Below are 25,394 nucleotides of genomic sequence, written 5' to 3'. Positions count from 1 at the left end.
TTTGTAATGGGGGTAAAGTTAAAGTAATAATACCCACGGTTGCGCTACCAACCCAAACCTTTTCGTAATTTTAAAAAGGTGAATTTAGGATTCAAGAATAATTTTAACTGGTAAAAAACCAGAATAAAGCTAGTTTTGTAAACCCAAAAGCTAGCCATGACCAAAGAAGAACTCTTCCGGAATATTCAAACCAAAAAATCTTACCTGTGTGTGGGCTTGGATGCCGACCTTAAAAAAATTCCGTCGCATTTATTAAATACGGCCGACCCCATTTTTGAATTTAATAAAATTATCATAGATGCCACTGCCGATTTATGCGTGGCTTATAAACCCAATATTGCCTTTTATGAAGCTTTAGGCCCGAAAGGTTGGGAAAGTTTAGAAAAAACCCTGCAGTATATTCCGGAAGATATATTTACCATTGCCGATGCCAAGCGGGGCGATATTGGCAATACCTCGGAACTGTATGCCCGAACTTTTTTTGATTATTTTAATTTCGATTCGGTTACGGTAGCGCCATACATGGGCGAAGATTCGGTGAAGCCGTTTTTAATTAAACCGGATAAGTGGGTCATTCTGCTGGCCCTTACCTCTAACCCCGGCAGCCAGGATTTTCAGTTGCAAACTTATAATGGCGAAAAAAATAGATATTTATTCGAGGCAGTTATTCAGAAAAGCCAAACCTGGGCCTCTCCGGAACAACTGATGTTTGTAGTAGGCGCTACCCGCACCGATTATCTGGAACGTGTGCGAGCCCTGGCGCCGGAACATTTCTTACTGGTTCCCGGCGTGGGTGCCCAAGGCGGCAGTTTAGCCGAAATCAGCCGTTTGGGTATGAATAAACAATGCGGACTTCTGGTTAATTCGGCGCGGAATATTATCTATGCCGGCAACGGTACTGATTTTGGCCAACAGGCCCGCCTGGAAGCCCAGCGGATGCAGCAGGAAATGGAACGTTACCTGGGCGAGTACCTGCCGGTGTAATATTTTATTTAAATTAGGCTGTTCCGTATTAGTATTTATGAAAGAAGATTTCCTGGTTTACGTCTGGCAGCATCAATATTTCGATAAAAAAGATTTAGGTACCGCTACGCAGGAGGCCGTGCAGGTTTATAAAACCGGTTTCCGGAACACCAATGCGGGTCCGGATTTTTTAGATGCGCAGGTAAAAATTGGGCAGGAAACCTGGAGCGGCAGCGTAGAAATACACCTGAAAGCATCGGACTGGCTAAAACACCAACACCAACTGGATACCCGCTACGACCAGGTTATTCTGCACGTGGTTTGGGAAAACGATCAACCATTACACCGCACCGACGGAACGCCCATTCCGGTGATAGAACTTAAAAACCGGGTAGCTCCTGCCTTGCTGCAAACGTACCTAAACCTGAAAAGTGACCCGCACTTAATTCCGTGCACCCCGTTTCTGGCAGAAGTACCCGAAATAACCAAGTTGCAAATGCTGGATCGGGTATTGCTGGAGCGCCTGGAGCACAAGGGGAGCCTGTTAACGGAGCAGTTGGGCCACCACAACCAGCATTGGGAAGAAATTACCTACCAGGCGATAGCAGCGAATTTTGGATTTAAAATTAACAAAGAACCTTTCCATCGGTTAAGTAAAGCTTTGCCTTACGCCATTTTGCGACGGCATCGGCAGCAGCTATTTCAGCTGGAGGCGTTGTTGTTTGGGCAAGCCGGCTTTTTAACCGAAGAATATTGCCAGGACGAATACCTGGATAAACTCCGGCAGGAATTCGGATATTTAAAGCACAAATATGCCTTGCCAGCGGGTTTGCAAAAAGCCGACTGGAATTCTTTACGGCTACGGCCGGCTAATTTCCCCACAGTACGCTTGGCCCAACTCGCAGCCTTTTTACATAACAAAGATTATTTGTTTTCGGCCTTGCTGGAATCGGAAACTATTCCGTCTTTTATTAATTTTTTCTCTGCACCGGTAAGCCCTTACTGGCAAACTCACTACATGCCCGCGCGGCCACTTAAAACGCCGGTTGCCGGTATCGGCAAAGATAGTATCTACCTTATCATCATCAACACCGTTATTCCGTTACTGTACGCCTACGCGCGGTCTATAGATAACCAGAATTTAATTGATAAGGCCTTAGCTTTGCTCGAAAATATTCCGGCGGAACACAATGCAATAACCAAAATTTACCAGCAGCTTAATTTTAGAAATAAATCGGCGCAGGATTCGCAGGCCTTTCTGCAATTAAACCAGCAATATTGCGCACCCCGCCAATGCTTATTGTGCAGTATTGGGCATTATATTTTAAAAAAGCAGAAACCTGCCCCATGACTTATTTCTTTTACCTGTTAAATGTGTTGGTAGTAGGCGGTTTATGTTACCTGATCTGGCAACGAGAGCTTGCATCACCTTTAAAAAAATATTTATTACCCGCTTTAGTTTTAAAAATAACCAGCGGCATCCTTTTAGGTGTTTTTTACCAGGTTTACTTTGGGGGCGGCGATATTCAGGTATTCCAGGACCAGGCTAATTTAGTAACTGAGTACGCCCGGGTGAGTCCAGCCAGTTACGTGCGTCTGCTCCTTACCCGAAAGTTCGAGAGCGAAACCCTCCGCAGCGCTTTGACCTTTTACTGGTATTCTAATTCGTATTTCACAATCATGCTGCTCAGCTTTTTAAACTTCCTGACGGGCGGGCATATTTTTCTTAATGGCCTTTACTTTTCCTTATTTTCTTTCTGGGGTCTTTACCAATTAGTTAAAGTTTTAGGCCGGCTTAACTCCATGTTTTTTTTACCAGCTGTTATCGCGTTTTTATTTTTCCCTTCAGTTGTTTTCTGGTCATCGGGCATTTCAAAAGAAGCCGTTTACTTAGGTAGCTTGGGCTGGTTGATTGCCGCTATGTTGCGGTTGGTATATTCTTTATCCGGGCGGGTTTGGCTAAATGTTTTATTTGTGCTAGTTGCCGGCTACCTGCTCTGGAAAATAAAGTTTTATTTTGCCATTTTGGTGTTTGCTTTGCTGCTAGCTTATAGCGCTGTTATCTTTTTAGAAAGGCGATTTAATATTTTTAAAAGTAAGCGTAACAAGATTATTCTCTTTTGTCTGACAGCGCTAATCGGAGGCGTAATTGTTTCGGGTTGGCAGGAGGCGATCCGAATAGATTACTTTATAGAACAACTCATCAACAGCAATGTTGTTTTAGCCGAACGTTCTGCTGGCAAGCCGTTTGTTTCTTTTCCGGACTTACAGCCAAACTTGCGTAGTATTATTAGTCATAGTCCGGCTGCGGTATTCCATGTTATTACGCGCCCTTTTATTTGGGAAGGCCATTCTTTCTTTTACTTACTCGCCGGGCTCGAAAATTTATTTATCCTCCTGCTGTTATTTGCCGCGTTGTTCAGGTTGTTCCGTAATGGTACCGGGTGGCTGAATCTGGGAGTGGTAGTAATTTTAATTTACGTGGTAGTTATAGCGGCTTTAATTGGTTTGTCTACACCTAACATCGGCTCTTTATTTCGGTACCGGGTAGCGGTTTTGCCGTTTCTGGTATTTTTACTTTTAGTGGTCCAGTACAAATGGTTTGGCCGAAAGCTAATTTGAATGACTGTTTTTAATAAATACCTTTGCTAAAAATTTAGATTATGCAAAATCCGGTAATAATAGTAGGAGCCCAGCAGTTAGGCAAAATGGCGCTGGATGTTTTTATGAGTAATAATGTGGTGGTGTATTGTTTTCTGGAAGATAACCAGGAACTACAGCAGCAGGAAGTAAATAATATTACAGTTATGAGCAGCACCGAAGATCCGGAGTTTCTGAAACTATTGGGTAAAAAGTGCGAGGTGTTTGTGGCTTCCGAAGAATCGGCCGCCCGCAAAAGCATGGTTACCCTCTTAAAAGAAGAATACCAGGTAGTGCCGGTTAATGCTATCCATAATTTTTCCTCGGTTTCGGAGCATGCCTGGCTGGGGCACGGCATTTTAATAAATGCCGGTGCTGTAATCAATGCCAATGCTAAAGTTGGCGATAACTGTATTATTCATTCCAAGGCCGTAATAGATGCCGAGGCCGAAGTGGGCAACAATGTACAGATAGGAGCAGGCGCTGTTATTAATGCCGGCGCAAAAGTAGAAGATGATGCTTTTGTAGGCTCAGGTGCTATTATAGTTTCGGGTGTTAAAATTGGCAAAAAGGCACGTGTAGGGGCGGGAGCCATAGTTATTGCCGATGTGCCCGCTAACCAAACTGTTTTTGGTAACCCAGCTAAAAAGGTTTAATAAATATTCCATTTAAAGAAAGGTAGGTGTAACCAATTGCGCCTACCTTTTTTTATTTATTCATCCGGACTTTTAAAGTTCACCGCTTATTTTTATAAAATCAGCAAATACTTTAAAGATACTTTCCTAGATTTTTAGGGCAGATAAACTTTAATCTTTGTGCAGATGTTTATTTTAAATTAATTTTGCGCAAAATTTAAACCAAACACTTAGCCTGAAACTAAGCCCGTTATGAAAGATTACAGCATCCTGCTTTACTATTGCTATTCGCCTATCGCTGATCCGGAAGCTTTCCGGGAAGAGCACCATTTACTTTGCCTGGAACTGAATTTATTAGGCCGCATTATTGTGGCCGCCGAAGGCCTGAACGGAACAGTATCTGGTTTACGCGAAGACTGCGAGAAATACATGGCTACTGTAAAGGCCGATCCCCGGTTTAAGGACATTGATTTTAAAGTGGAGCCTTCGGAGCAACACGTATTTACAAAACTGCACGTGCGTTACAAGCCCGAAATTGTGCATTCCAGTTTAAAACACCTGGCTCCCCAGGAAAAAACCGGTATTCACTTATCGCCGGCCGATTTCAAGAAAATGAAGGATCAGGAAGACGTAGTACTGCTGGATGTAAGATCGGATTACGAGCACCTGGTGGGCAAATTCAAAAATGCGCTGACTTTAGATATCGAGAACTTTCGGGATTTTCCGGAAAAAGTGGCCGAATTAGAACCGCTGAAAGATAAAAAAGTTATTACCTATTGCACCGGCGGCGTAAAGTGCGAAAAAGCCAGCGCATTTTTGCTGGAGCAGGGCTTCCAGAATGTATACCAGTTGCACGGCGGTATTATTAAATACGGCCTGGAAGAAGGTGGCGAAGACTTTGAAGGCAAATGTTACGTGTTTGATAACCGCCTGACCGTAGACGTAAACCGGGTGAACCCCAAGGTAATATCCCGTTGCTATATTTGCCAGGAGCCCAGCGACCGGATGGTAAACTGCGCGAACCCGACTTGCAATATTCACGTGCCCATGTGCGAAGCCTGTGGGGCTACTATGGAAGGCGCCTGCTCTGATACCTGCAAGCACGATCCGGAAAAGCGGCCTTACAATGGCACCGGTTATTACCAAAAAGAAACCAATGGTTATAACCCTTTTAAAGGGTTGTATCGTAAAGAGAAAAAATAAAGAACAAGAGAGCATTTAAGCATAACTTAAATGCTCTCTTGTTTTCGGCACCTTTTGTTTCTTTTAATTAACTAACCTAAAATTCAAAGCTATGAGAATTCCGGAATCTGAGTTGATCTTAAACCCCGATGGCAGTGTGTACCATCTCAATTTACTTCCGGAACATATTTCCGATACCATTATTACCGTCGGCGACCCCAACCGGGTAGCTTTGGTAAGCCAGTATTTTGATTCGATGGAGGTACAGGTGCAACGCCGCGAATTTATTACCCACACGGGTTATTATAAAGGCAAGCGTATTACCGTAGTATCTACGGGCATTGGTACCGGCAATATTGATATTGTGCTGAACGAACTGGATGCGCTGGTAAATATTGATTTGGTAAACCGCACCGTAAACGAAGAAAAAATTCACCTGCACATCATCCGCATCGGTACTTCCGGTACCATTCAGGAAAGTATTCCGCTGGGCAGCCATTTGGTTACGGAGTACGCCATTGGTTTAGATTCTTTGATGCACTTTTATCCGCTGGTGCAAACTGGTTACGAAACCACCATCTGTGAGGCGTTACAGCAAACTTTAAATCTGGGTTTTCAGCCGTATTGCGTGCGGGGCTCCGATATACTACGAGAGCAGTTGGGTTATGATCTGGTGCCGGGCCATACCGTTACGTGTCCGGGCTTTTATGCCCCACAAGGCCGGGAATTACGGCTGGGCTTAAAAATTGAAAACCTGATGCCGCTGTTGCAGAAATTTACCGTGATGGAAGAAAATATTGATGGCTTTATCCTAACCAATTTTGAAATGGAAACGGCCGCTTTGTACGCGCTCGGCCGTATGTTAGAACACGAAGTAATTTCGTTGAATGCCATTGTAGCCAACCGGTTTTCCTACAATTTTCACCCGACTACGGATCAGGTAATCGATGATTTAATTCGCAAGACACTGGACCGGCTGGCACTAACCAGCTAAGAATCGGGATACTTAAAACCTGGTTAATAAAATTCTATACCGGTAACGGCCCGAAGCGGAATACAGGCGCCGGATTTTAGTATAAGATGCTCCTGGTCGCAATCCCAGATAGTGGTAACTACCCGCTTGGGTTCGCCGTCGGCCGTTTCAAAAAATATTTCTACTTTGCCGTGGTAGCCATTACCCAAAACAGTAGCCCGCGATACATGGTGCATCCGTTGCTTGCGTTCATGCAAATTGGTAAGTACATCGGTATTCCTAAACTTTAAGGCAGGTATTTGCTCTTTTTCTACAGTAACATAAGTCATGTGTTCCATTGCATGTTGTATTAAAATTTTGTCTGTTTCATAATCCTAATACGAAAAATATTGAAGGAAGTAAAACAGATTAAAGCAATAGTGGTTAGACTTTTGTTTTAAAAATACCAAGAGAAATTTTTCGCCGATCAATGCTTTATAGATATTTAAACGTCGTGAACGGCACCTGCTTTTTTCTCATGAGTATGGCCACCAACACCTCTTTTTCGGCTTTTTGAGTTATTTAAACCCGCCCATTTGTAAAGACACACCTTTTTTTTCGAATAATTGCTAAAAATGAATTTACGCTTTCTAAATGAATCTGGGCAGCCGCTACTTTTCAATTATTGGGGCATCTTCATCCGGTGGTTCAATGCTGTGCAAAGTATTAGTTGTGCTATTGTACATGCCATCCAGTTCGTCGATAATGGTATGCTGCCACATTTTAGTTTTAATAAGGTAAGCTGCCCGGCCAATAAGCTGTGCACTAACAGGAGCCGTTACCGTAATAAAAAATATTATGGCCAATACACGGGAGGTTACGCCAACATTTTGAAAAAAAAGAGCAGCGCTTAATAAAATCATTCCTACGCCTAGGGTAGCCGCTTTTGTGGTTACCGATAACCGCAGGTAAAGATCAGGCATACGCAGCATCCCGATAGAGGCCAGTAAGATGGCAATAGCACCAATGCCAGAGAATAATATGATAATGCCATTAATCATTGTTGTTCCTTTTTTGCAGGTAGTAAGAAAAAGCCACCGTTGATAAAAATCCGATTAAAGCCACCACCATAGCAATATCTAAAAAGGTAGACTGTCCGGTTAACATACTGTAAACCGCAATGGCTCCAATCCCGATAGTTACCATTAAATCCAGCGAAATTATTCTGTCGCCAATGTTGGGGCCTTTTATAAAACGAATAAAGACCAAAATGGTAGCGAGTGACAGTACCGGCAGAATAAAATATAACAAATAATTGTGTAAGTTCATAACTAGCGCATAATATCAAGCAATGGTTTCTCCAGTCCTAATTTTATGGACTGAATAAATTTGGCTTTGTCTTCCAGGTACATGCCATGCACATACATGACTTTTCTGTCATCAGAAACATCCACTACCAAAGTGCCCGGTGTAAGCGCAATAAGGTTGGATAACAGGGTAATCTCAAGATCTGTTTTTGCGTCTAGTTCTATTTTTACAATGCCCGGTTTCATATGAAGATGAGAGGTCATGACTTCGTACGCTACCTGCCAGTTTGCTTTAAGCATTTCCCATAAAAAGAAAAAGAAAAACCCCACAATTTTAAATGCTATGGTAAAATAACGATTGTCTTCACTGTTTCTGCTAATGACCCAGAGAATAAAAAAGCTTATTACAAAGCCGATAAAGATATTGATGTAGGTAAAGGCACCTGTAAGCGCCATCCATATCAGTGTTAATACAACATTCAGGAGAAATCTATTCTGCATCATGGCGTTATATGGATTTTTGTTGTGCCTAAAACAGCATTTTTATAAGCAGTGGTATCCATCAGCTCAGTAGCAATTTTATTTGACAACTGAAAAATATTTTCGGCGCCTAATCCTATATACAGCAATATTAAACTCAGAAAGATTATAGGAAGGATTAGCAGCACCTTTTGGTTTTGTGGCATCTCATCATAATATCTGATGTAAGGTTTCCGGACTGGATTTTTCATTTTTTTCCAGAAAACTTCGGACCATAACTTGCTGATGACAAATAAGGTTATAACGCTTCCGAATATAAAACAGCCCAGCAAGAAATAATTAGCGGTAGTAAAACTCTCCTTAAAAAGATCGATTTTTGGCCAAAAGCCGGATAATGGCGGTACACCGATGAGGGAGAAAAGCGGGATGGCCATTAAAAGGGATAAAGCCGGATAATTAGCATAAATGCCACCCATGCGTTTCATGTTCAGCTCTCCATTTATTTTATAAATGACGCCGGCCACCAGGAAAAGATTGGTTTTGATAATGATATCGTGGATAAGGTAAAAGATGGCGCCCGACAAAGCAGCAACCGTAAACATGCCCAACCCGCCAATAATATATCCGATATGGCAAACGATTAAATAAGAGAGCATTTTGCGCATATTTACCTGCACCAGTGCCCCTAACCCGCCGCTGAAAAGGGTAAGCCCGGCCAAAATTACTATCAAGTTTTTCATAAACAGGTCCGGAATAAAGATCAGGCTGAAAACACGTAACAGAGCATATATTCCAACTTTGGTCAGCAGCCCGGCAAAGATGGCAGATATGGCTGCCTGGGGGGTATGATAAGAATCCGGCAGCCAGAAATACAGTGGAAACATGGCAGATTTAATACCAAAACCTACCAGAAATAAAACGGCGGTTACCTGTACCAGCCCCTGGTTCTGGATGTTTTGAATTTTACCCGACAGATCCGCCATGTTCAGGCTTCCCGCCAGTCCGTATAAGACAGCTATGGCCGTAAGAAAAATCATGGAAGCCAGGAAATTAAGGGTGAAGTACTTAACAGCCCCTTCTATCTGAACCTTTTTACCGCCCAGGGTAATAAATACAAAAGAGGAAAGAATAACCACCTCGAACCAGACATATAAATTAAAGATGTCACCGGTCAGAAATGCGCCGTTCAACCCCATTAGCAGGAAGTGAAAACTTGGAAAATAACCAAATTTCATCCGGGCTTTTTTTATGGTGACCGATGAAAAAACCGTAACCGCTGCAGCTGAGATGGAAGCCAGCAGCACCATGGTGGTACTGAAGGTATCGGCCACAAAGGTGATACCGAAAGGCGGCCCCCAGTTGCCGGCCTGCATCGTTATAATTTTATTATTATAAACCGCGCTGAACAACAATACTGCCACCAAAATAGAGAACATACTGCCTGCAATACTGATAATTTTTTGAATAGACGTTCTTGTCCAGAAAAACAACAGAATAATAGCCAGTAAAAATTGAAGCAAAACCGGTAATATGATCAGATTAATAGTCATCTTCGTCTTCTTCTGCTGAGTGTATTTGATCCAAATCGTCGGTATCTAATACGATATAGGTGCGCTTGATTAAAACTATGGCAAAGGATTGCAAACCAAAACTGATGACAATGGCGGTCAGGATTAAAGCCTGGGGTACAGGGTCGGCATAAATCTGTCCTAACACCGTATCGGTTGGCGGAATGATAGGTGGCTTGCCCTTAACCAGCCCGCCTAATAAAAATATCAGTAGGTTCACCCCATTTCCCAGCAAAACAAGACCAATCACTAATTTTACCAAACTACGGCGCAACATCAGGTAGATGCCCGAAGCATAAAGAAGGCCCACAATTATTGCCAGAATTATTTCCATGCTACACCGATTCTGAAATGGTGAAAATAATGGTTAATGCCACCCCCAGTACAACAATGTATACCCCCAAGTCAAACAATAAAGCTGTCCCTATCAACCCAATTACAGGTATGGGTTCATTCATCCACAGGCCGGTCATGATGGGCAAACCCTGAAAGATGGGAAGAATAGCGCTGAAAACGGCCAAGGCCAATCCGGCGGGCATTAGGCTCATGGGCTTTATTTTAAGAAGTTTACGGGTATCTTTTAAACCAAAGGCAAAGGCATGCAATACAAAAGCAATGGCCGCTATAATACCGCCTACAAAACCACCGCCCGGCAAATAATGGCCTCTTAACAAAATAAAAATGGAAAACAGGAGCAGGAGGGGGAGTAAAAAATTGGTGGCGGTTTTAAAGGTTAAGTGTCTCATAATTCCTGGTCGTATTTGTTTAGCTGTAGCTTTAACAGGGCAAACACGCCTAAGGCGGCAATGGTTAACACGGTTATTTCCACCATGGTATCTATTCCCCGGTAATCCACCAGAATTACATTCACTACATTTTTTCCTTTGGCAAGGGTATAAGAATTTTCTGCGAAAAACTGAGTGGTTTCCTTACTGGTAGGTTCATTTAGTACTTCTAGGCCCAATATGGTTATAAGCAAACCAAAAAACAGAGCAACCAGTCCGTCGCGTAATCTTATTAACCAGTTGGAATAAGTAATGTATTTGGGAAGCCGGTAGAGTACCAGAACAAAAAGAATTACGGTTAAGGTATCTACCGCAAATTGGGTCATGGCCAAATCCGGCGCGCTATAAAAAACAAAAATCAGGCATATGCAATAACCGATAACACCCATGGCCGCCACCGCTGCCAGCCGCGATGGCGTATAAACCAAATAGAGGATAGCTGTAATAAGAATAAGCATAACCACCATCTCAGCAGAGGTTAAAGGCGATATTTTTGCCGGATCTACATAAAACCTAACCTGGGTAAAGGATTGGTAGGCCAGTAAGGCGGTCAGGAAAGAGATAATGACCAGTACATAGATGCGTACGTAGCCATTCTGCAGCAGTCGTGTCCACAGCCCGGCAAAGTCTCTGAATTTTCGACTGAGGTAAATGGCTAAATTTTGCGGAGATAATTTATTGAACTTCGCCAACCAGACTTCGTGCCGGATGGAAGGCTTTAATGAAAAATACAACAGCAGGCCGCCCATTATGGTTACTGCGCTCAACCCCAGTACTAAATTAAACCCATGCCATAGCTTCAGGTGAATTTTGGGTGCTGTTGGATGCATAGAAAGAAGCGCCGGCGTGATGATGCCTCCTTCCACGATAACAGGAAACAAACCCAGGATTATACCAACAGCGCCCAAGAACAGCGGAGGCACCCACAGGCGCCAATCAGGTAAATGCACCTCTTTATAAGTATCTGGTAAGGGCCCCGCAAAAGGCTTGATACCTACCAGAATACTGGCGTATAGCAGCAATGTATTGGCTAATACGGCTACTGCCGTTAAAACAGTTGCATTCATATTTAATTGCAAGGCAGACTCATAAATCAGGTCTTTACCTATAAAACCAAAACTGGGTGGAATACCTGCGTTAGATATCATGGCCAATAATCCTGCTATAGCCACCGGCATCATCACTTTTCTTAAGCCAGATAACTTGAATATTTTTCTTGTACCGGTTTCATGATCTATTATGCCAGTAACCAGAAACAAACCGGCTTTATATAATGCGTGTACTACAATGTAAACAGTGGCAGCCAGTAGCGCCTCAGATGTGCCCAAGCCTAATAAAAACACCAACATGCCCAGCGCCGAAATGGTAGAGAAGGCCAGAATTTCCTTCAGGTCTTTTTTAAAGATGGAGTGAAAGGCGGCATAAACCATGGTAAAGCCACCCACAATGGTTAAAGTATTATTCCATACCAGCACACCCCCTAATACCGGGGTAAACCTGGCCAGCAAATAAATACCGGCCTTCACCATGGTGGCGGAATGCAGGTACGTGGAAACAGGTGTGGGGGCTTTCATGGCGCCGGGCAACCAAAAGTGCAGCGGAAACTGGGCAGATTTAGAAAAGGCGGCAATAAAAAGAAAAATAATAATTAATAAATACAGCTCGTGCGCTTTCAATACCGCTGCCGAGCCAATCATCTCATTAATAGAGTAAGTGCCGGTAATATTTCCGATAAGCGCGAAAGCTGCCAACAAAAAGAACCCGCCTAAGCCCGTAACAGTAAGCGAGATTAAAGCTGATTTCCGGGATGCTTTACTTTCATTATTATACCCGATGAGAAAAAAAGAACTGATACTTGTTAATTCCCAAAACACAAACAGGGTAAAGATATTATCCGACAAAACCATTCCCAGCATGGCCCCCATAAATAAGCAGAGGTATCCATAAAACCGGTCCAGATAACGGTCTCCCTGCATATAGGCTGACGTATATAAAAAGACCAAAGCCCCTATACCGGTTATCATCAGGGCAAAAAGTAGAGATAACCCGTCGACTAGAAAATCGAAATTAATGCCCATGGAAGGCACCCAGTTATAGGAAAAAAATAATTTTTGCTGGCGGGATACCGGATTAATAAAGGTTAGGAAATAAATAAACAGGCTTAGCGGGAGCGCGGTCATGATTAAGGACCATTTTCCACGCAACTGTTTCCCCAAAAGCGGAACAAAGCAAGCTATGATAAATCCGGAAAGTACAGCTAATAACATGCATGATAATTTAGGACCGGCAAGCGCAATATTGCCCGCAAATCATTATTTATAAATACACTAAATGAAAATTAGCCCAGCTCGCCTGGCCTGTGGTAATACAAAAAATCTTAGCCAGTTATATAAAATACTAAAACCTGATGGCTTTGCGTTTGCTTTTATGTTGCTAATAATGATGTTCTTCATAAAAGCTTCAAAACCCTATACGTAATCCAAAAAAATGGAATGTTAATTTTAATCATAATGCTAAAGAATTTTAATTTCACTCCATCTGCCGCGAATAGTTGCCTGGCTTTTACTACGGGTAGGGTATAACTATTTCCACCGCACTTATTCAGCGGTTCGGAAAAGCTTGCCGGGTCTAAAAACGAAGCGGAATACTACAATCCGAGAGAAGTATTATTTATCTTTTTCGGATTCTTTATCCGGAAAAGAGGGAAGGTTCCAATGAAAATGCAGGCCTAAGAAGCGTAAACCAAAACAAACTACTATTGCTACTACCGAAACGGTTTCTAAAGAATAATGTAAATATTCTCCTATTACCACAATTGTTGCGCCTACCATTGCGGCTGATGCGTAAATTTCTTTTCTTAATATAACCGGAACCCGGTCTAGCAATATGTCCCGGATCACTCCACCCCCAACGGCCGTAACTATTCCAAGCAGAATGGCGACTTCATAATTATGCTCGAAGACAATGGCTTTACGCGCTCCGGAAACGGCAAAAACTGATAGTCCCACGGCATCGAATACCAATACCGGATGATTTAAAATATTCACGGTGCGATTAAAAACAATACCGATCAGGGTAGCCGCCAGTACCATCACTAAGTAAAGCCAATTGGTTAAACCGGCCGGAGGGATAGCGCCAATACACAAGTCGCGAATAATGCCCCCGCCACAGGCTACAGTAAAGGCAATAGAAAAAATGCCAAAAATATCAAGCCCCTTTTTTCTCGCGGCAACTGCCCCGCTCAGCGCAAATATAAAAGTCCCCATCAGATCCAGCAATGGGTAAATATTATACGATTCACTTATCATCTAGTGTGCGTTTAGCCAAACAGCGGCGGCGGTTATCATGGTTACAAACCCGGTTTTTAAGGTGGGGTGCAGTACCGGAGCAAACTTAGGTGAATGATTGCTGGGAATGGTGTTAATGGCTTTGTTTTTCTGCGCTTCCAGAAAGGTAGCTTTATCGGTACCGCCTACAAACCAAAATACATAAGGCACCTGCCAGGCGCGGCCGAAAACGCTAAAATCTTCACTTGCCGATTTGCGGGGCGTTTCGTAAGAACGATCACCAAATTGGGCCTCGAAAGCTACTGCAACTTTGGCGGTTGCCTCCGCATCGTTTACGGTTAAAGGGTAATGGCTCAGGGTCGAAAACTCCGGTTCCTGCGGCGCATTGGAGGCCTGGCACTCGGCGCAGCAAACCCGTTTTACAGCAGCCATAATATGGTTGCGTACATCCTCATCAAAAGTACGGATGTTGAGTTTAAGCGTAGCGTCATCCGGAATAATATTTTCCTTGGTGCCGGCTTGTAGGGCGCCTACCGTTAGCACCGCACTATCATTCGGGTCAATCTCCCGCGATACAATTGTCTGCAAACGGATGGTAGTAGCGGCCGCCATAATTACCGGATCAATGGCAGTTTGGGGTTGTGAACCGTGCGAGCCGCGGCCAAATATTTGCACCTTCAGGCTATCGCCACCAGCCAGAATTGCGCCGCTGCGATGTCCCACATATCCGGCAATACCTACCATCACATGCTGCCCTAGTATAATATCCGGCTTCGGAAAACGGGTCATCATGCCATCATCTATCATCGCTTTCGCACCGCGGCCCACTTCTTCGCCCGGTTGGAAAACGGCGAGAATCGTTCCGCTCCACAGGTTTTTATGCTCGGCCAATAGCCGGGCGGTTCCCATTAACCAGGTTACATGAAAATCGTGGCCGCAAACGTGCGAAACACCTACTTCAGTTCCATCTTCATCTACAGCCCTTACTGTACTGGCATAAGGCAATCCAGTAGCCTCTGTAACCGGTAACGCATCCATATCAGCACGCAGCATTACAGTTGGCCCTTCCCCGTTATTTAGGAGACCTAATACACCTGTAACGCCTATACCGGCTGTTACTTCCCAATTATATTTTTTCAGGTAGTCGGCCGCAATCCGGGCCGTACGCACTTCCTGCATCGAGAGTTCGGGATTGCGATGAAGGTCTTTATAGATTTCTTCCATCTCCGGAAGCATCGCTTCAAGAGCGCTGTCCATTTCAGCATTGAGGGCGTTGATTTGTGTAATGGTCATGATGCTCGCTATTTAAGCATTACCTTCATTGCTATTGCCCTTCCTTATCAGGAAGGCAAACGATTCTTCCTTTTATTAGGTTTTAGATATCAGCAACCCACCACTCTTAACCAAGTTATGCGCATAGCCGGTGGCCGCGCCTCCTCAGAATGGCTCCTGAAAATTTATCGTAACATCGTCCTGATACCACGGGTTTTACTTATTTTTTAGCTAAAAAGGCGTTAAAAAGACTTTTTAAAGAAAGCACCCTAAGCAACTTGTTTCTATTTAACTGTAGAAAAAAGAAAAGGTTTTTTGGATAAAAAAATGTGTTTATTTCCAGGCAAAAGCCAGTATTGAGGTCTTCGTGTTTTACCTAATCCAGCCGGCAGAACCTTAGTCTTTAAAGTTTGCTAAGGAAGGCCAACGTATCTACGCCATCGGCATAATCCCAAACGGCGGGGCACTGTGCTTGCCCAAAAGCGATACTGTTGGGGTACCAGGCACCGACCGAAACCACGGCCTGGGTTTTGTCTTTTACTGCCACTAATTGATTTTTCAGATCGTCGGCATTCGCGTAAGTTCCGTAAAATAATACACTAATCGGCGATACCAGTTGGTCGCTTTCGCTCAGGAGTAAAAAACCGTTATCTAAGTGCGGGGCGCGGTTTACCAGCAAAATAGATTTGTTGTAATCGTAATTATTCTGGTACTTGTTGTGGTCCAGGATGTATTTAAAAGGCTCTATAGCTTCGTAAAAACCGGTAAAAGAATAATTTTCGGGTACCAGTAATTTTGATACGTTGCGGCAACCCAGTCCATAATAGGTGAAAATATCTTCGCCCAATGCCCGGAAATCTTCGGGTGTTTCGTTGCCGGACAGGATGCCCAGGCTCGTGCGGTTTTTCCGGATGATATGTGGCTTTTTCGAAAAATAATATTCAAAATACCGGGCGGTGTTATCAGAACCGGTAGCAATAATGGCATCGGCTTCTTTCAGCAACGCTACAAATTGTATCCGCTCGGCAAATCGCGGCTCAATTTTTACCAGGCGTTCGGCCAGCATTTTCATCAGAAAAGTATCTTCGCTGCTGAGTTTGGCATACAAATAATGTCCCGAAATCAGGACCGTTAAAAAGTCGTGAAAGCCCACCATGGGAATATTGCCGGCCATAATAACGCCCACATTTTTCGGGGTAATATTTTCCAAATCGTAAACAAAAAGCCAATCCTCGAGGTTTTCCTTATCCAATAGGTAAATTATTCCGTTAAAGGCATTAGTAATATTCCTTTCGTCGAACCAGGGATTACCATTGCCGGCCCGTTCCCTAATTTGGAGCTTTTGCTCCGGTGTCAGGTTTTTTAATTCTTCGCCGAGCGACACAAAAGCGGCAATACGTTCTGGTAGAGTCATGGTTTATTTAAACTTATTAGAAGGAAATATTTGATGTGTTACGGATTGTTTCTACTTTTGCCGAAAATTTTTGGCATACAAAAATAATAAAAATATATAGGAGATACGATAATGGCTATAATGATCACGGACGAATGTATTAACTGCGGCGCATGTGAACCAGAGTGCCCGAACACTGCTATTTACGAAGGTGGTGTGGCCTGGACCTGGGGCGGTGGTACAGCGTTAACCGAAGTGGAAATTGACGGTGGTGAGATTGTGGCTGGTAATGCCCCACAAAATCCCATTTCTGAAGAATATTATTACATTGTTTCGGATAAGTGTACCGAGTGTACCGGTTTTCACGAGGAGCCGCAGTGTGCGGCAGTCTGCCCGGTAGATTGCTGCGTCGATGACCCCGACTATCGCGAAACAGAAGAAGAGCTTTTGGCTAAAAAACAATGGTTACACGCCGAAGTGTAATCAAAAACCAAAAATATATGAAGCCTGTTCTGTTCCGGAACAGGCTTTTTTGTTATTGCCAATAGATGCGAGGTGTTTCTGCTACTTGTTGTTTTCCACTTTCATAATCAATGGTAACCTTAAACTTATGTCTTTGCCGACTTTCTGGTTTTTCAACTATATAAAGATGCTGAACATCACTGGAAATAGCTTCATCTCCATATTTGGTATTATATATTTTAATCAGTTCATCAATTCCTAAAAACGATTTAGATACAGAATTATAAAACTTTACTTTATTGTTTAAGCTATTTCCAGCAGCAATGTTGTTAAATATTGTATCACTGCTTATTTCAATTTAGTTAATTTTATCTTTTAAATCTCTAAAATATGGGTCTCCACAGCTTGTAGCCATAGCAAACGGCGTTAGGCTAAAAGAAGGTGTTACCTGAGAGAGTAATTCATAATAGAAAACTAAATAAATCTTTAAGGTATCTTCTTTATAAACGTCGTTTTCAATTAACCAATCTGCATAATTAGCGCTATTCATGTTTTTTTGAAGATGCACACTTGATAATTCCAGTTTATAAGGACCATCCTGATTGGTGCAACAGGCTAAAGGAATAATGCCAACCAAAATTAATATTAATAGAAATTTAAATAGCTTCATGACTTTTTGATCTTTAGTATATATAATTTCATAAATATAATTATAGTTGCTTTAGAAAATGGGTTGGAGGTAATAATTTTCAAGCTACCGCAATATTCCTTACTTTTGCAAACTTATATGTTGAACCCCAATGGCAATTTCTAAAACCTATAATCCGAAAGAAGTAGAAGAGAAGTGGTACACTAACTGGCAGCAGAAGGGCTTTTTCCGCTCTAAACCGAACTCCAGAAAAGAGCCCTATACCGTGGTAATTCCGCCGCCTAACGTTACCGGCGTTTTGCACATGGGCCACATGCTCAATAATACCATTCAGGATATATTGGTGCGCCGCGCCCGGATGCAGGGAAAAGAAGCCTGCTGGGTCCCTGGTACCGACCACGCTTCTATTGCGACTGAAGCTAGGGTAGTGGCCATGCTAAAGGAAAAAGGTATTTCTAAAAAAGATATTGGCCGGGAAGAATTTCTGAAATATGCCTGGGAATGGAAAGAAAAGTACGGCGGTATAATTCTGGAGCAACTTAAAAAATTAGGCGCTTCCTGCGACTGGGATCGCACCCGCTTTACCATGGAGCCCGAAATGAGCAGCGCGGTAATTCAGGTGTTTGTAGATTTATTCCGCAAAGGACATATTTACCGGGGAGTGCGCATGGTAAACTGGGATCCGCAGGGGAAAACGGCGCTTTCCGATGAAGAAGTTATTTACAAGCAGGTAAACTCCAAGCTGTACTATATAAATTACCAGATAGCCGGTGAGGACGAGAATTATATCACCATAGCTACCACCCGGCCCGAAACCATTCTGGGTGATACCGCTATTTGTATTAACCCCAACGATACCCGCTACCAGCATCTGAAAGGGAAGCAGGCCTTGGTACCTTTAGTTAACCGGCCGATTCCGATTATTTTTGATGAGTACGTGGACATGGAGTTTGGAACCGGCTGCCTGAAAGTAACCCCGGCCCATGACCTGAACGATTACGAACTGGGTGTTAAGCATAATTTACCGGTAATCGATATTCTGAACGACGATGGAACGCTCAACAGCAATGCGCAGCTGTACGTAGGCGAAGACCGGTTTGTAGTAAGAAAAAAAATTGCCAAAGAGCTGGAAGAAAAAGGGCGTTTGGTAAACACAAAAGACCTGACCAATAATGTTGGTTTTTCGGAGCGAACCGATGCGGTAATTGAGCCAAAACTTTCGATGCAGTGGTTTCTGCGCATGGAACAGTTGCGCGACCCGGCCCTGAACGTGGTAATGGATGATACCATTCGCCTGCACCCGCCTAAGTTTAAAAATATGTACCGTTCCTGGATGGAAAATATCCGGGATTGGTGTATTTCGCGGCAGTTGTGGTGGGGCCAACGCATTCCGGCTTATTACCTGCCAAATGGCTCTTACGTGGTAGCCCTTAATGCGGAAGATGCTTTGGCCCAAGCCAAAGAAAAAACCGGCAATGCAGATCTAACGCTCTCGGATTTGCGGCAGGACGAAGACGTACTCGATACCTGGTTCTCGTCGTGGTTGTGGCCTATCTCGGTATTCGACGGCTTTAAAGACCCCGATAACGCCGATATCCAATATTATTACCCTACTAATGACCTGGTAACCGCCCCCGAAATATTGTTCTTCTGGGTGGCCCGTATGATTATGGCTGGTTTGGAATACCGCAAAGAGGTACCGTTCCGCAACGTGTACCTGACGGGTATTGTACGTGATAAATTGGGCCGGAAAATGTCGAAATCGCTGGGTAATTCGCCGGATGCTTTAGGGTTGATTGACCAGTACGGCGCCGATGGCGTTAGAACCGGTATGTTGTTTAGTTCGCCAGCCGGTAACGATTTGCTCTTCGACGAAAAGCTATGCGAACAAGGCCGTAACTTCAGTAATAAAATCTGGAATGCTTACCGTCTGATTAAAGGCTGGCAGGTTGATGAGAACATTCCGAATCCGAACGAACTGGCTATCAATTGGTTTGCTGCCAGGTTTAATGTGGCTTTCGAGCAAATAGAAGATCACTTTTCCAAGTTCCGGATATCGGATGCGCTCATGGCCGTTTACAAGCTGGTATGGGATGATTTCTGCTCCTCGTACCTCGAAATGATAAAACCGGCTTACCAGAGCCCGATTGATAAAGCTACGCTGGACACTACCCTTAATTACCTGGAAAATCTACTGAAATTGCTGCATCCGTTTATGCCTTTTATTACCGAAGAAATCTGGCAGGATATTAAAGAACGCGGCGACAAAGATTATTTAATTGTAGCACCTTGGCCAATGGCAGGTACTGCCGATTCTATTTTGCTGGAGCGGATGGACAAAGCCCAGGATATTATTGCGGGTATTCGCAACGTTCGGAATTCTAAAAACATTCCGCAAACCAAAGCGTTAAACTTAGCCATTAAATCCCAGGAGCAAGCCTTATTGGCACCGTTCGAGCCTTTAATCCAAAAGCTGGCTAACCTGACTGAAATCAGCTATGTAAACGAAGGACCGGAAGGGAGCCTAAACTTTGTGATTGGAGGTAACGAATTTTTTATACCGATGGAAGGTGCCGTTGACCCGGAAGTGGAGCGGGAGCGCCTGCAAAAAGAACTGGAATACACCAAGGGGTTTCTGGCTTCGGTAGATAAAAAGTTAAGCAATGAGCGCTTTGTAAATGGCGCCCCGCCAGTGGTGCTGGAAAAAGAATGGCAGAAGAAAGCGGATGCTGAAGCTAAAATAAAAGCTTTGGAGCAAAGCTTAGCGGCTATTGGGTAAAGACTGTATTTATTTAAATACATAAAGCCTGAATAGAGATTTTTTTTCTATTCAGGCTTTTTAGTTCTTACTAAACCGTTCCGTTAAGGTTGGAGGTTTCCAACTTGCTTATACCAACTTCTATAATTGGTACTGCTTGAATAATTTAATTTTTATCTGTTTATCTTTTGAAAGATTCCATCTTTCAATGGGCAGGAGCTAACTGTTTTCAGAAGCCTAAGAAGCCTCCCGGCCGGCGGGCCCCGTTTGGCCACTCGGGCTGCTCATCTTTCCTTTCCTCCTGCGTCGGAATGCTGCGCACCGGAAAGCTGAAAGGCCCTCGCTGTCCAAACTGCTGTAGTATGCGCTTAGCTGATGCCTCACCAGGTTCAATCATTAATTAAGCCTCCGCAACAAAGCTATTTCATAATATTACGGTTCGGCCAAACTCCTTCCCTGGTTCAGGGAAGGTGCCCGGAGGGCGGAAGGGTTAAACTCTTTCAAGAGAAAAATAAGTTTTGTACCACAGGCAAAAGTCAATGATTTCGAGACTAAAGAACATCAAATTAATTTGGGCGAGCTACACTAACTTATTGCTTTAACCTAGTTTCTGATACATAATCTCTATTTAAGTTAGTTTCAAATGTTTTAGATCTGATAACTATCTAAAACAACCCACGCAATGCGGCCAGTCGGCTGTACTTCGTACTTTAATATCATGTAGCCGCCCTGATGGCCATCTTCGAAATAAGCCAGGGCATAGCGTTCGTTTAAAATCTGAATATCCCGGATAGCCATGGTACCGCCTAAGGTGCCTTTTTGCTGGAGTACATTTTGCTGGTTTTCGGTTAAATTAGTTTTTAAATCCGCTTCCGGATTTTTTAAACCTTTTGCCTTTAGCCGGTTGATTTCACCAGGGCTTAATTTGCCGAGGGTGCTGGGACTAGGAACCACCTCGGGCGCATCTACAGAAGAGGAATCTGCTAAGCCACGCTGTTCCACTTTTTTCTGCAAGCCATATATCATGGTATCGCGGTCTAGTACCCGGCGGTTGGCTAATTCTAATTGCCTTTGCGTTTCATCGTACTGGCGGTAATAGTAAATGGCCAGAAATAAACTGAAGGCACAAAAAAGCAGAAATACTATATTTTTCATAAGAACTCTGGGGTTTAACTCAAAAGAGCCTGCTTTTAATTAAAACAGGCTCTTCCGGATAATTTTCATCTTTACTTATATGGTTGTATGACTATCAAAAGATTCGAGGTAATGCGCTACCCGCTGCACAAACATACCGCCCAGAGAGCCATCAACAACGCGGTGGTCGTAGGAGTGCGATAAAAACATAAAATGCCGGATACCGATTAAATCGCCTTCGGGGGTTTCAATTACTGCCGGTTTCTTTTTAATGGTACCTAAAGCCAGAATTGCTACCTGTGGCTGTACAATAATAGGTGTGCCCATTACATTCCCAAAAGTGCCTACGTTGGAAATCGTGTAAGTGCCGTCGGATAAATCGTCGGGGGTGAGTTTATTCGTGCGGGCGCGGTTGGCTAAGTCGTTAACTTTTTTGGCTAAGCCATTCAGGTTCATCTGGTCGGCATTTTTAATAACCGGTACAATCAGATTACCCGAAGGTAAAGCTACGGCCATTCCAATATTAATATCCCGCTTCTTAATAATATTATCACCCGCAACCGAAATATTGATCATCGGGAAATCTTTGATGGCTTTGGCTACCGCCTCAATAAATATGGGAGTAAAGGTGAGTTTTTCACCTTCTCGTTTTTGATAAGCATCTTTGTACCGGTTGCGCCACAGCACCATATTGGTTACATCAGCTTCTACAAACGAAGTAACGTGTGCCGAAATCTGTTTACTTTCTACCATGCGCTGCGCAATCATTTTGCGCATCCGGTCCATTTCTATTATCTCGGAATTACCACTTACCGAAACAGCAGCTGGCTTCTGGGTAGGAGTGGGTGCCGGTGCAGGAGTTGGCGCAACGGTAGCCTCTGGTTGTACTGCTGGTTGAACAGGAGCCGGCTGATCTGCCGGCGTTTTTCGGTTTTCCAGGTAAGCCATTATATCGTGCTTCGTAACACGGCCTTCTAAACCGGTTCCGGGCACCTGATCCAGTTCCCGCATGGGAATACCTTCCTGCCGCGCAATATTCATCACCAACGGCGAATAAAAGCGACCTTCGGTAAAACTAGCGGGTTTTGTTGCCGAAACAGGTTCCGACGTAGGAGTTGGTTGCGCGTCTGTTACAGATTCAGTTTCCGGAGCTGGTTCGGTATGTACCGGATCCTGCAGGTTCGCCTGGGTAATATGCGCTGACGGGTTTACGGTGGCATCACCACTTTCGGTTTCGATAATGGCAATGGGTTTGCCTATGGCTACTACTTCGCCTTCCTGGGCCAGTATTTCGTATAATTTACCGGCCTGAATGGCGGGTACTTCGGTATCAACTTTATCGGTAGCTACCTCCAGTACCGATTCATCTGCTTCAATATCATCACCAACCTTTTTAAGCCATTTCAGAATGGTGCCCTCCATGATACTTTCTCCCATTTTGGGCATCAACATTTCTACCAGTGCCATTAATTTTCGGTTTAGAGTTTATTTTTTCGTTCCGCCGTCGGTTTGGAATTTACGTGCTGGTACGGAAACAGACCAAAGGTATAAAAAATAAAATATTCTTAAACTCCCATTATTTGCTGCCTTACCAGGTTTAAAGCGGTATACGTTGTAAATTCGATATTTAGCAGCCGTTCTTTGTTATAAAATATTTTCTTAGCTACCGTTTTTTCGGCATCGGCGTAAGCAACCCAAATGGTGCCAACCGGCTTTTCGGGTGTGCCGCCGCTGGGGCCGGCAATGCCGCTGGTGGCTAAGCCAATATCGGTGTTCAGGAGTTTACGTACATTCGCAGCCATCTGGCTTACCACTTCCTCACTAACCGCGCCGTATTGCGTTAGATCCTCGGCGCTTACGCCTAACTGATTTATTTTGATGTGATTGTGGTAAGCCAATATACTTCCCATAAAATATTCCGAAGAGCCGGCGATGCTGGTGAGTTTATGCGCCAGGTGACCACCCGTGCAACTTTCGGCGGTGGCAATGGTAAAGCCTTTTTCTTTGAGTAACCGGCCTACAGCTTCTTCCAGAGGTACTTCGCCGAGCGCAAAAATATGCTGGGGAATCAGGGTTTTTAATTTTTCTACCTGGGCATCCATTTGTTCTTCCAAATTAGCCGAGCCGGCGGCACGGCCCGTCAGGCGCAACCGAACGCCAGAAAGTGAAGGCAGGTAAGCCAGTTTAATATGCGGCGGTAAGGCTTCTTCCCATTCGCCTATTCTTTCGGCCAGGAAAGATTCGCCTAAACCAACTGTTTGAATAACCCGGTGTATAATCTGTTCCTGGTTAGATCGCTTTTGCAACTCCGGCAAAACCGTATCGCGCATAATACGCTTCATCTCGAACGGCACGCCCGGCATCGATATGAATATTTTGCCTTCTTCTTCGAACCACATGCCCGGGGCGGTACCCAGAATATTAAGAATGGGTTTGCAATTGGCTGGTAAAAAGGCTTGCTGCCGGTTTAGCTCGGTTAAGTCGCGCCCACGCGACCGGAAAAGTTCGGTTACGTGCTCCAAAGAGCCTTCGTCTAGTACCAGTTCGGTATTAAAGTAGCGGCAAAGGGTGTGTTTGGTTAAATCGTCTTTGGTAGGGCCTAAGCCGCCAGTTATCAATATTACCTCGCTTTGCTGTTTTACCTCATCCAGCGTTTTTATAATATGTTCCGGGCTATCCGAGATAGAAGTAATCTGCCGGACTTTAATCCCGATTTTAGCCAGTTCGGTTCCCAGCCAGGCCGAATTGGTATCTACAATCTGGCCGTACAATATTTCATCTCCAATGGTAATGATATCAGCAAGCATGCGTTTAATTTTTGGTTCGATTTATGCAGAAACTATAATATTACAGCTCAAAATTAACAGTAAGATTTTATGAAGAACTACCTGGTACCCGCTTTGTTTTTTATTTCGTTGGGTATGTTTTCCTGTGCCACTACTTCCCAGGGTATTCAAATTCCGCCTTCGGTCAGCGATGCCGTCCTTAAAAATGTGCCGGTTTCAGATGCCGAAGTAGCCAGCGGTTTAAAAGAGGCTTTATCCATTGGCATTTCCAAAGGCGCTACCACGGCCTCCCAAACCGATGGATATTTTAAAAATTCTTTAATCCGGATTTCTTTTCCGCAGGAAGTAAAAAAGGTAGAATCTACCTTACGGGCAGTGGGCATGGGTAGTTTGGTTGATGATTTTGTTTTGTCGCTGAACCGGGCGGCCGAAGATGCTGCCCAGAGTGCGAAGCCCATATTTTTAGATGCGATTAAAAAATTAACCATCCGGGACGTTTGGGGAATATTAACCGGGGGTAAAGATGCGGCTACGCAATACCTGAAGCGTACTACCAGCGAAGAGTTAACCACCGCTTTTACACCGCGCATCCAAACTTCTCTGGAGAAAGTTAATGCTACCAAATATTATACGGATATTATTTCGGCCTATAACCGCATCCCAACGGTACAACGTGTAAACCCCGACCTGACCAGCTATGCTACCCAAAAAGCGATTGATGGATTGTTTATTCTGGTAGCTCAGGAGGAAGCTAATATTCGGGAGAACCCGATTGCCCGCACTACTCAGTTATTAAAGAGAGTATTTGCGAAGCAGGATAAACCTTAACACCTCTTTTATCTTTAAAGAAGGCATCAGCGTAAGTTGATGCCTTTTTTGTTTCGGGTAAGGTAGTTTTCCGGGCTATTATTAAGTAATGCAATCTTAACCACCTTTATCGGAAGTCCAATTAAAACAAACTTGTAGCTTTAGTCCTAAAAAATATTTATCTTACTTACAAGATACCCAAGCTGAGTACTCACAGCGACTTACAATGACCACCAGCCTGCCGAACTGCAAAGTCCAGCAAACGCATATAGCCACGTAAAGCGGTTTTCAGCAACTGCCATTTAGGAGTAAATAAATTGAATTTTAGATAACC

Annotated in this window: 25 protein-coding genes; 9 read left to right on the top strand and 16 right to left on the bottom strand. The window is 43.8% G+C overall.

From position 1 onward, the window contains the following. Nucleotides 1-156 precede the first annotated feature (156 nt). From pyrF to AAE02nite_RS17690, 6 genes are all read left to right on the top strand, one after another. Nucleotides 157-984 (top strand): orotidine-5'-phosphate decarboxylase, encoded by an 828-nt coding sequence (gene pyrF, locus AAE02nite_RS17715; RefSeq protein WP_146900707.1) that lies wholly within the window; start codon nt 157-159, stop codon nt 982-984. A 37-nt stretch (nt 985-1,021) separates the two neighbouring features. Further along, nucleotides 1,022-2,314, top strand: a complete 1,293-nt coding sequence (locus AAE02nite_RS17710) for a DUF2851 family protein (protein WP_170252633.1) — start codon at nt 1,022-1,024, stop codon at nt 2,312-2,314. Then, nucleotides 2,311-3,585, top strand: a complete 1,275-nt coding sequence (locus AAE02nite_RS17705) for a hypothetical protein (protein WP_146900701.1) — start codon at nt 2,311-2,313, stop codon at nt 3,583-3,585. Before AAE02nite_RS17710 ends, AAE02nite_RS17705 begins: the two co-directional genes overlap by 4 nt. 41 nt (nt 3,586-3,626) lie before the next feature. After that, the gene (locus AAE02nite_RS17700) at nt 3,627-4,259 is read left to right on the top strand and encodes a NeuD/PglB/VioB family sugar acetyltransferase (protein ID WP_146900697.1); all 633 of its coding nucleotides are present in this window, start codon (nt 3,627-3,629) and stop codon (nt 4,257-4,259) included. A gap of 231 nt (nt 4,260-4,490) precedes the next feature. Beyond that, on the top strand, nt 4,491-5,441 hold the full coding sequence (gene trhO, locus AAE02nite_RS17695) for an oxygen-dependent tRNA uridine(34) hydroxylase TrhO (RefSeq protein ID WP_146900694.1): 951 nt from the start codon (nt 4,491-4,493) through the stop codon (nt 5,439-5,441). A gap of 91 nt (nt 5,442-5,532) precedes the next feature. Beyond that, nucleotides 5,533-6,414, top strand: a complete 882-nt coding sequence (locus AAE02nite_RS17690) for a nucleoside phosphorylase (protein WP_146900691.1) — start codon at nt 5,533-5,535, stop codon at nt 6,412-6,414. 23 nt (nt 6,415-6,437) lie between these two features. On the opposite strand, the gene AAE02nite_RS17685 is transcribed toward AAE02nite_RS17690, so the two are convergent. The 11 genes from AAE02nite_RS17685 to AAE02nite_RS17635 form a co-directional block, all read right to left on the bottom strand. Further along, a complete protein-coding gene (locus tag AAE02nite_RS17685) occupies nt 6,438-6,722 on the bottom strand; it encodes a hypothetical protein (RefSeq protein ID WP_146900688.1) in 285 nt (94 codons plus the stop codon). 321 nt (nt 6,723-7,043) lie between these two features. Next, complete coding sequence (gene mnhG / locus AAE02nite_RS17680; protein ID WP_146900684.1) at nt 7,044-7,433, bottom strand: monovalent cation/H(+) antiporter subunit G; 390 nt, start codon at nt 7,431-7,433, stop codon at nt 7,044-7,046. Further along, nucleotides 7,426-7,701, bottom strand: coding sequence for a cation:proton antiporter (locus tag AAE02nite_RS17675; RefSeq protein ID WP_146900680.1), 276 nt, complete (start codon nt 7,699-7,701; stop codon nt 7,426-7,428). Before AAE02nite_RS17675 ends, mnhG begins: the two co-directional genes overlap by 8 nt. Before the next feature lie 2 nt (nt 7,702-7,703). Further along, on the bottom strand, nt 7,704-8,183 hold the full coding sequence (locus AAE02nite_RS17670; protein WP_218033517.1) for a Na+/H+ antiporter subunit E: 480 nt from the start codon (nt 8,181-8,183) through the stop codon (nt 7,704-7,706). Beyond that, nucleotides 8,180-9,709, bottom strand: a complete 1,530-nt coding sequence (locus AAE02nite_RS17665; protein WP_146900676.1) for a proton-conducting transporter transmembrane domain-containing protein — start codon at nt 9,707-9,709, stop codon at nt 8,180-8,182. The genes AAE02nite_RS17670 and AAE02nite_RS17665 overlap by 4 nt, the downstream gene beginning before the upstream one ends. Further along, nucleotides 9,699-10,061, bottom strand: a complete 363-nt coding sequence (locus tag AAE02nite_RS17660) for a Na+/H+ antiporter subunit C (protein WP_146900672.1) — start codon at nt 10,059-10,061, stop codon at nt 9,699-9,701. The genes AAE02nite_RS17665 and AAE02nite_RS17660 overlap by 11 nt, the downstream gene beginning before the upstream one ends. Nucleotide 10,062: 1 nt before the next feature. After that, nucleotides 10,063-10,473, bottom strand: a complete 411-nt coding sequence (locus AAE02nite_RS17655; RefSeq protein ID WP_146900669.1) for a Na+/H+ antiporter subunit B — start codon at nt 10,471-10,473, stop codon at nt 10,063-10,065. After that, the gene (locus AAE02nite_RS17650; protein WP_146900666.1) at nt 10,470-12,779 is read right to left on the bottom strand and encodes a putative monovalent cation/H+ antiporter subunit A; all 2,310 of its coding nucleotides are present in this window, start codon (nt 12,777-12,779) and stop codon (nt 10,470-10,472) included. The genes AAE02nite_RS17655 and AAE02nite_RS17650 overlap by 4 nt, the downstream gene beginning before the upstream one ends. A 399-nt stretch (nt 12,780-13,178) precedes the next feature. Next, the gene (locus AAE02nite_RS17645) at nt 13,179-13,820 is read right to left on the bottom strand and encodes a trimeric intracellular cation channel family protein (RefSeq protein ID WP_146900663.1); all 642 of its coding nucleotides are present in this window, start codon (nt 13,818-13,820) and stop codon (nt 13,179-13,181) included. Next, nucleotides 13,821-15,092: a M20 family metallopeptidase gene (locus AAE02nite_RS17640; RefSeq protein ID WP_146900660.1), complete on the bottom strand. Its 1,272-nt coding sequence runs from the start codon at nt 15,090-15,092 to the stop codon at nt 13,821-13,823. Between the two features lie 382 nt (nt 15,093-15,474). Further along, nucleotides 15,475-16,485, bottom strand: a complete 1,011-nt coding sequence (locus AAE02nite_RS17635) for an aldehyde dehydrogenase family protein (RefSeq protein ID WP_146900657.1) — start codon at nt 16,483-16,485, stop codon at nt 15,475-15,477. A gap of 111 nt (nt 16,486-16,596) precedes the next feature. Here AAE02nite_RS17635 and AAE02nite_RS17630 point away from each other — a divergent pair, with 111 nt between their 5' ends. Continuing rightward, on the top strand, nt 16,597-16,947 hold the full coding sequence (locus AAE02nite_RS17630; RefSeq protein ID WP_146900654.1) for a 4Fe-4S dicluster domain-containing protein: 351 nt from the start codon (nt 16,597-16,599) through the stop codon (nt 16,945-16,947). Nucleotides 16,948-17,284: 337 nt separating this feature from the next. Here AAE02nite_RS17630 and AAE02nite_RS17625 read toward each other — a convergent pair whose 3' ends face one another. Then, nucleotides 17,285-17,596 (bottom strand): hypothetical protein, encoded by a 312-nt coding sequence (locus AAE02nite_RS17625; protein ID WP_146900651.1) that lies wholly within the window; start codon nt 17,594-17,596, stop codon nt 17,285-17,287. 130 nt (nt 17,597-17,726) lie between these two features. Here AAE02nite_RS17625 and AAE02nite_RS17620 point away from each other — a divergent pair, with 130 nt between their 5' ends. Next, nucleotides 17,727-20,354: a valine--tRNA ligase gene (locus AAE02nite_RS17620; protein WP_146900648.1), complete on the top strand. Its 2,628-nt coding sequence runs from the start codon at nt 17,727-17,729 to the stop codon at nt 20,352-20,354. Nucleotides 20,355-20,562: 208 nt separating this feature from the next. Here AAE02nite_RS17620 and AAE02nite_RS26345 read toward each other — a convergent pair whose 3' ends face one another. From AAE02nite_RS26345 to AAE02nite_RS17605, 4 genes are all read right to left on the bottom strand, one after another. After that, complete coding sequence (locus tag AAE02nite_RS26345) at nt 20,563-20,730, bottom strand: hypothetical protein (RefSeq protein ID WP_170252632.1); 168 nt, start codon at nt 20,728-20,730, stop codon at nt 20,563-20,565. A gap of 251 nt (nt 20,731-20,981) precedes the next feature. After that, entirely contained in the window at nt 20,982-21,488 is a 507-nt protein-coding gene (locus tag AAE02nite_RS17615) for a hypothetical protein (protein WP_146900645.1), read from the bottom strand. Between the two features lie 75 nt (nt 21,489-21,563). Beyond that, nucleotides 21,564-22,934, bottom strand: a complete 1,371-nt coding sequence (locus AAE02nite_RS17610) for a dihydrolipoamide acetyltransferase family protein (protein ID WP_146900642.1) — start codon at nt 22,932-22,934, stop codon at nt 21,564-21,566. 98 nt (nt 22,935-23,032) lie between these two features. After that, nucleotides 23,033-24,274, bottom strand: a complete 1,242-nt coding sequence (locus tag AAE02nite_RS17605; protein WP_146900637.1) for a competence/damage-inducible protein A — start codon at nt 24,272-24,274, stop codon at nt 23,033-23,035. Nucleotides 24,275-24,343: 69 nt separating this feature from the next. On the opposite strand from AAE02nite_RS17605, the gene AAE02nite_RS17600 reads away from it, so the two are divergent. Continuing rightward, the gene (locus tag AAE02nite_RS17600) at nt 24,344-25,081 is read left to right on the top strand and encodes a DUF4197 domain-containing protein (RefSeq protein WP_146900634.1); all 738 of its coding nucleotides are present in this window, start codon (nt 24,344-24,346) and stop codon (nt 25,079-25,081) included. Nucleotides 25,082-25,394 lie beyond the last annotated feature (313 nt).

It is taken from the genome of Adhaeribacter aerolatus, assembly GCF_007991635.1.
Classification (GTDB): Bacteria; Bacteroidota; Bacteroidia; order Cytophagales; family Hymenobacteraceae; genus Adhaeribacter; species Adhaeribacter aerolatus.
Note: the sequence above shows the minus strand (reverse complement) of the source record. Positions and strands in the feature narration are given on the sequence as shown.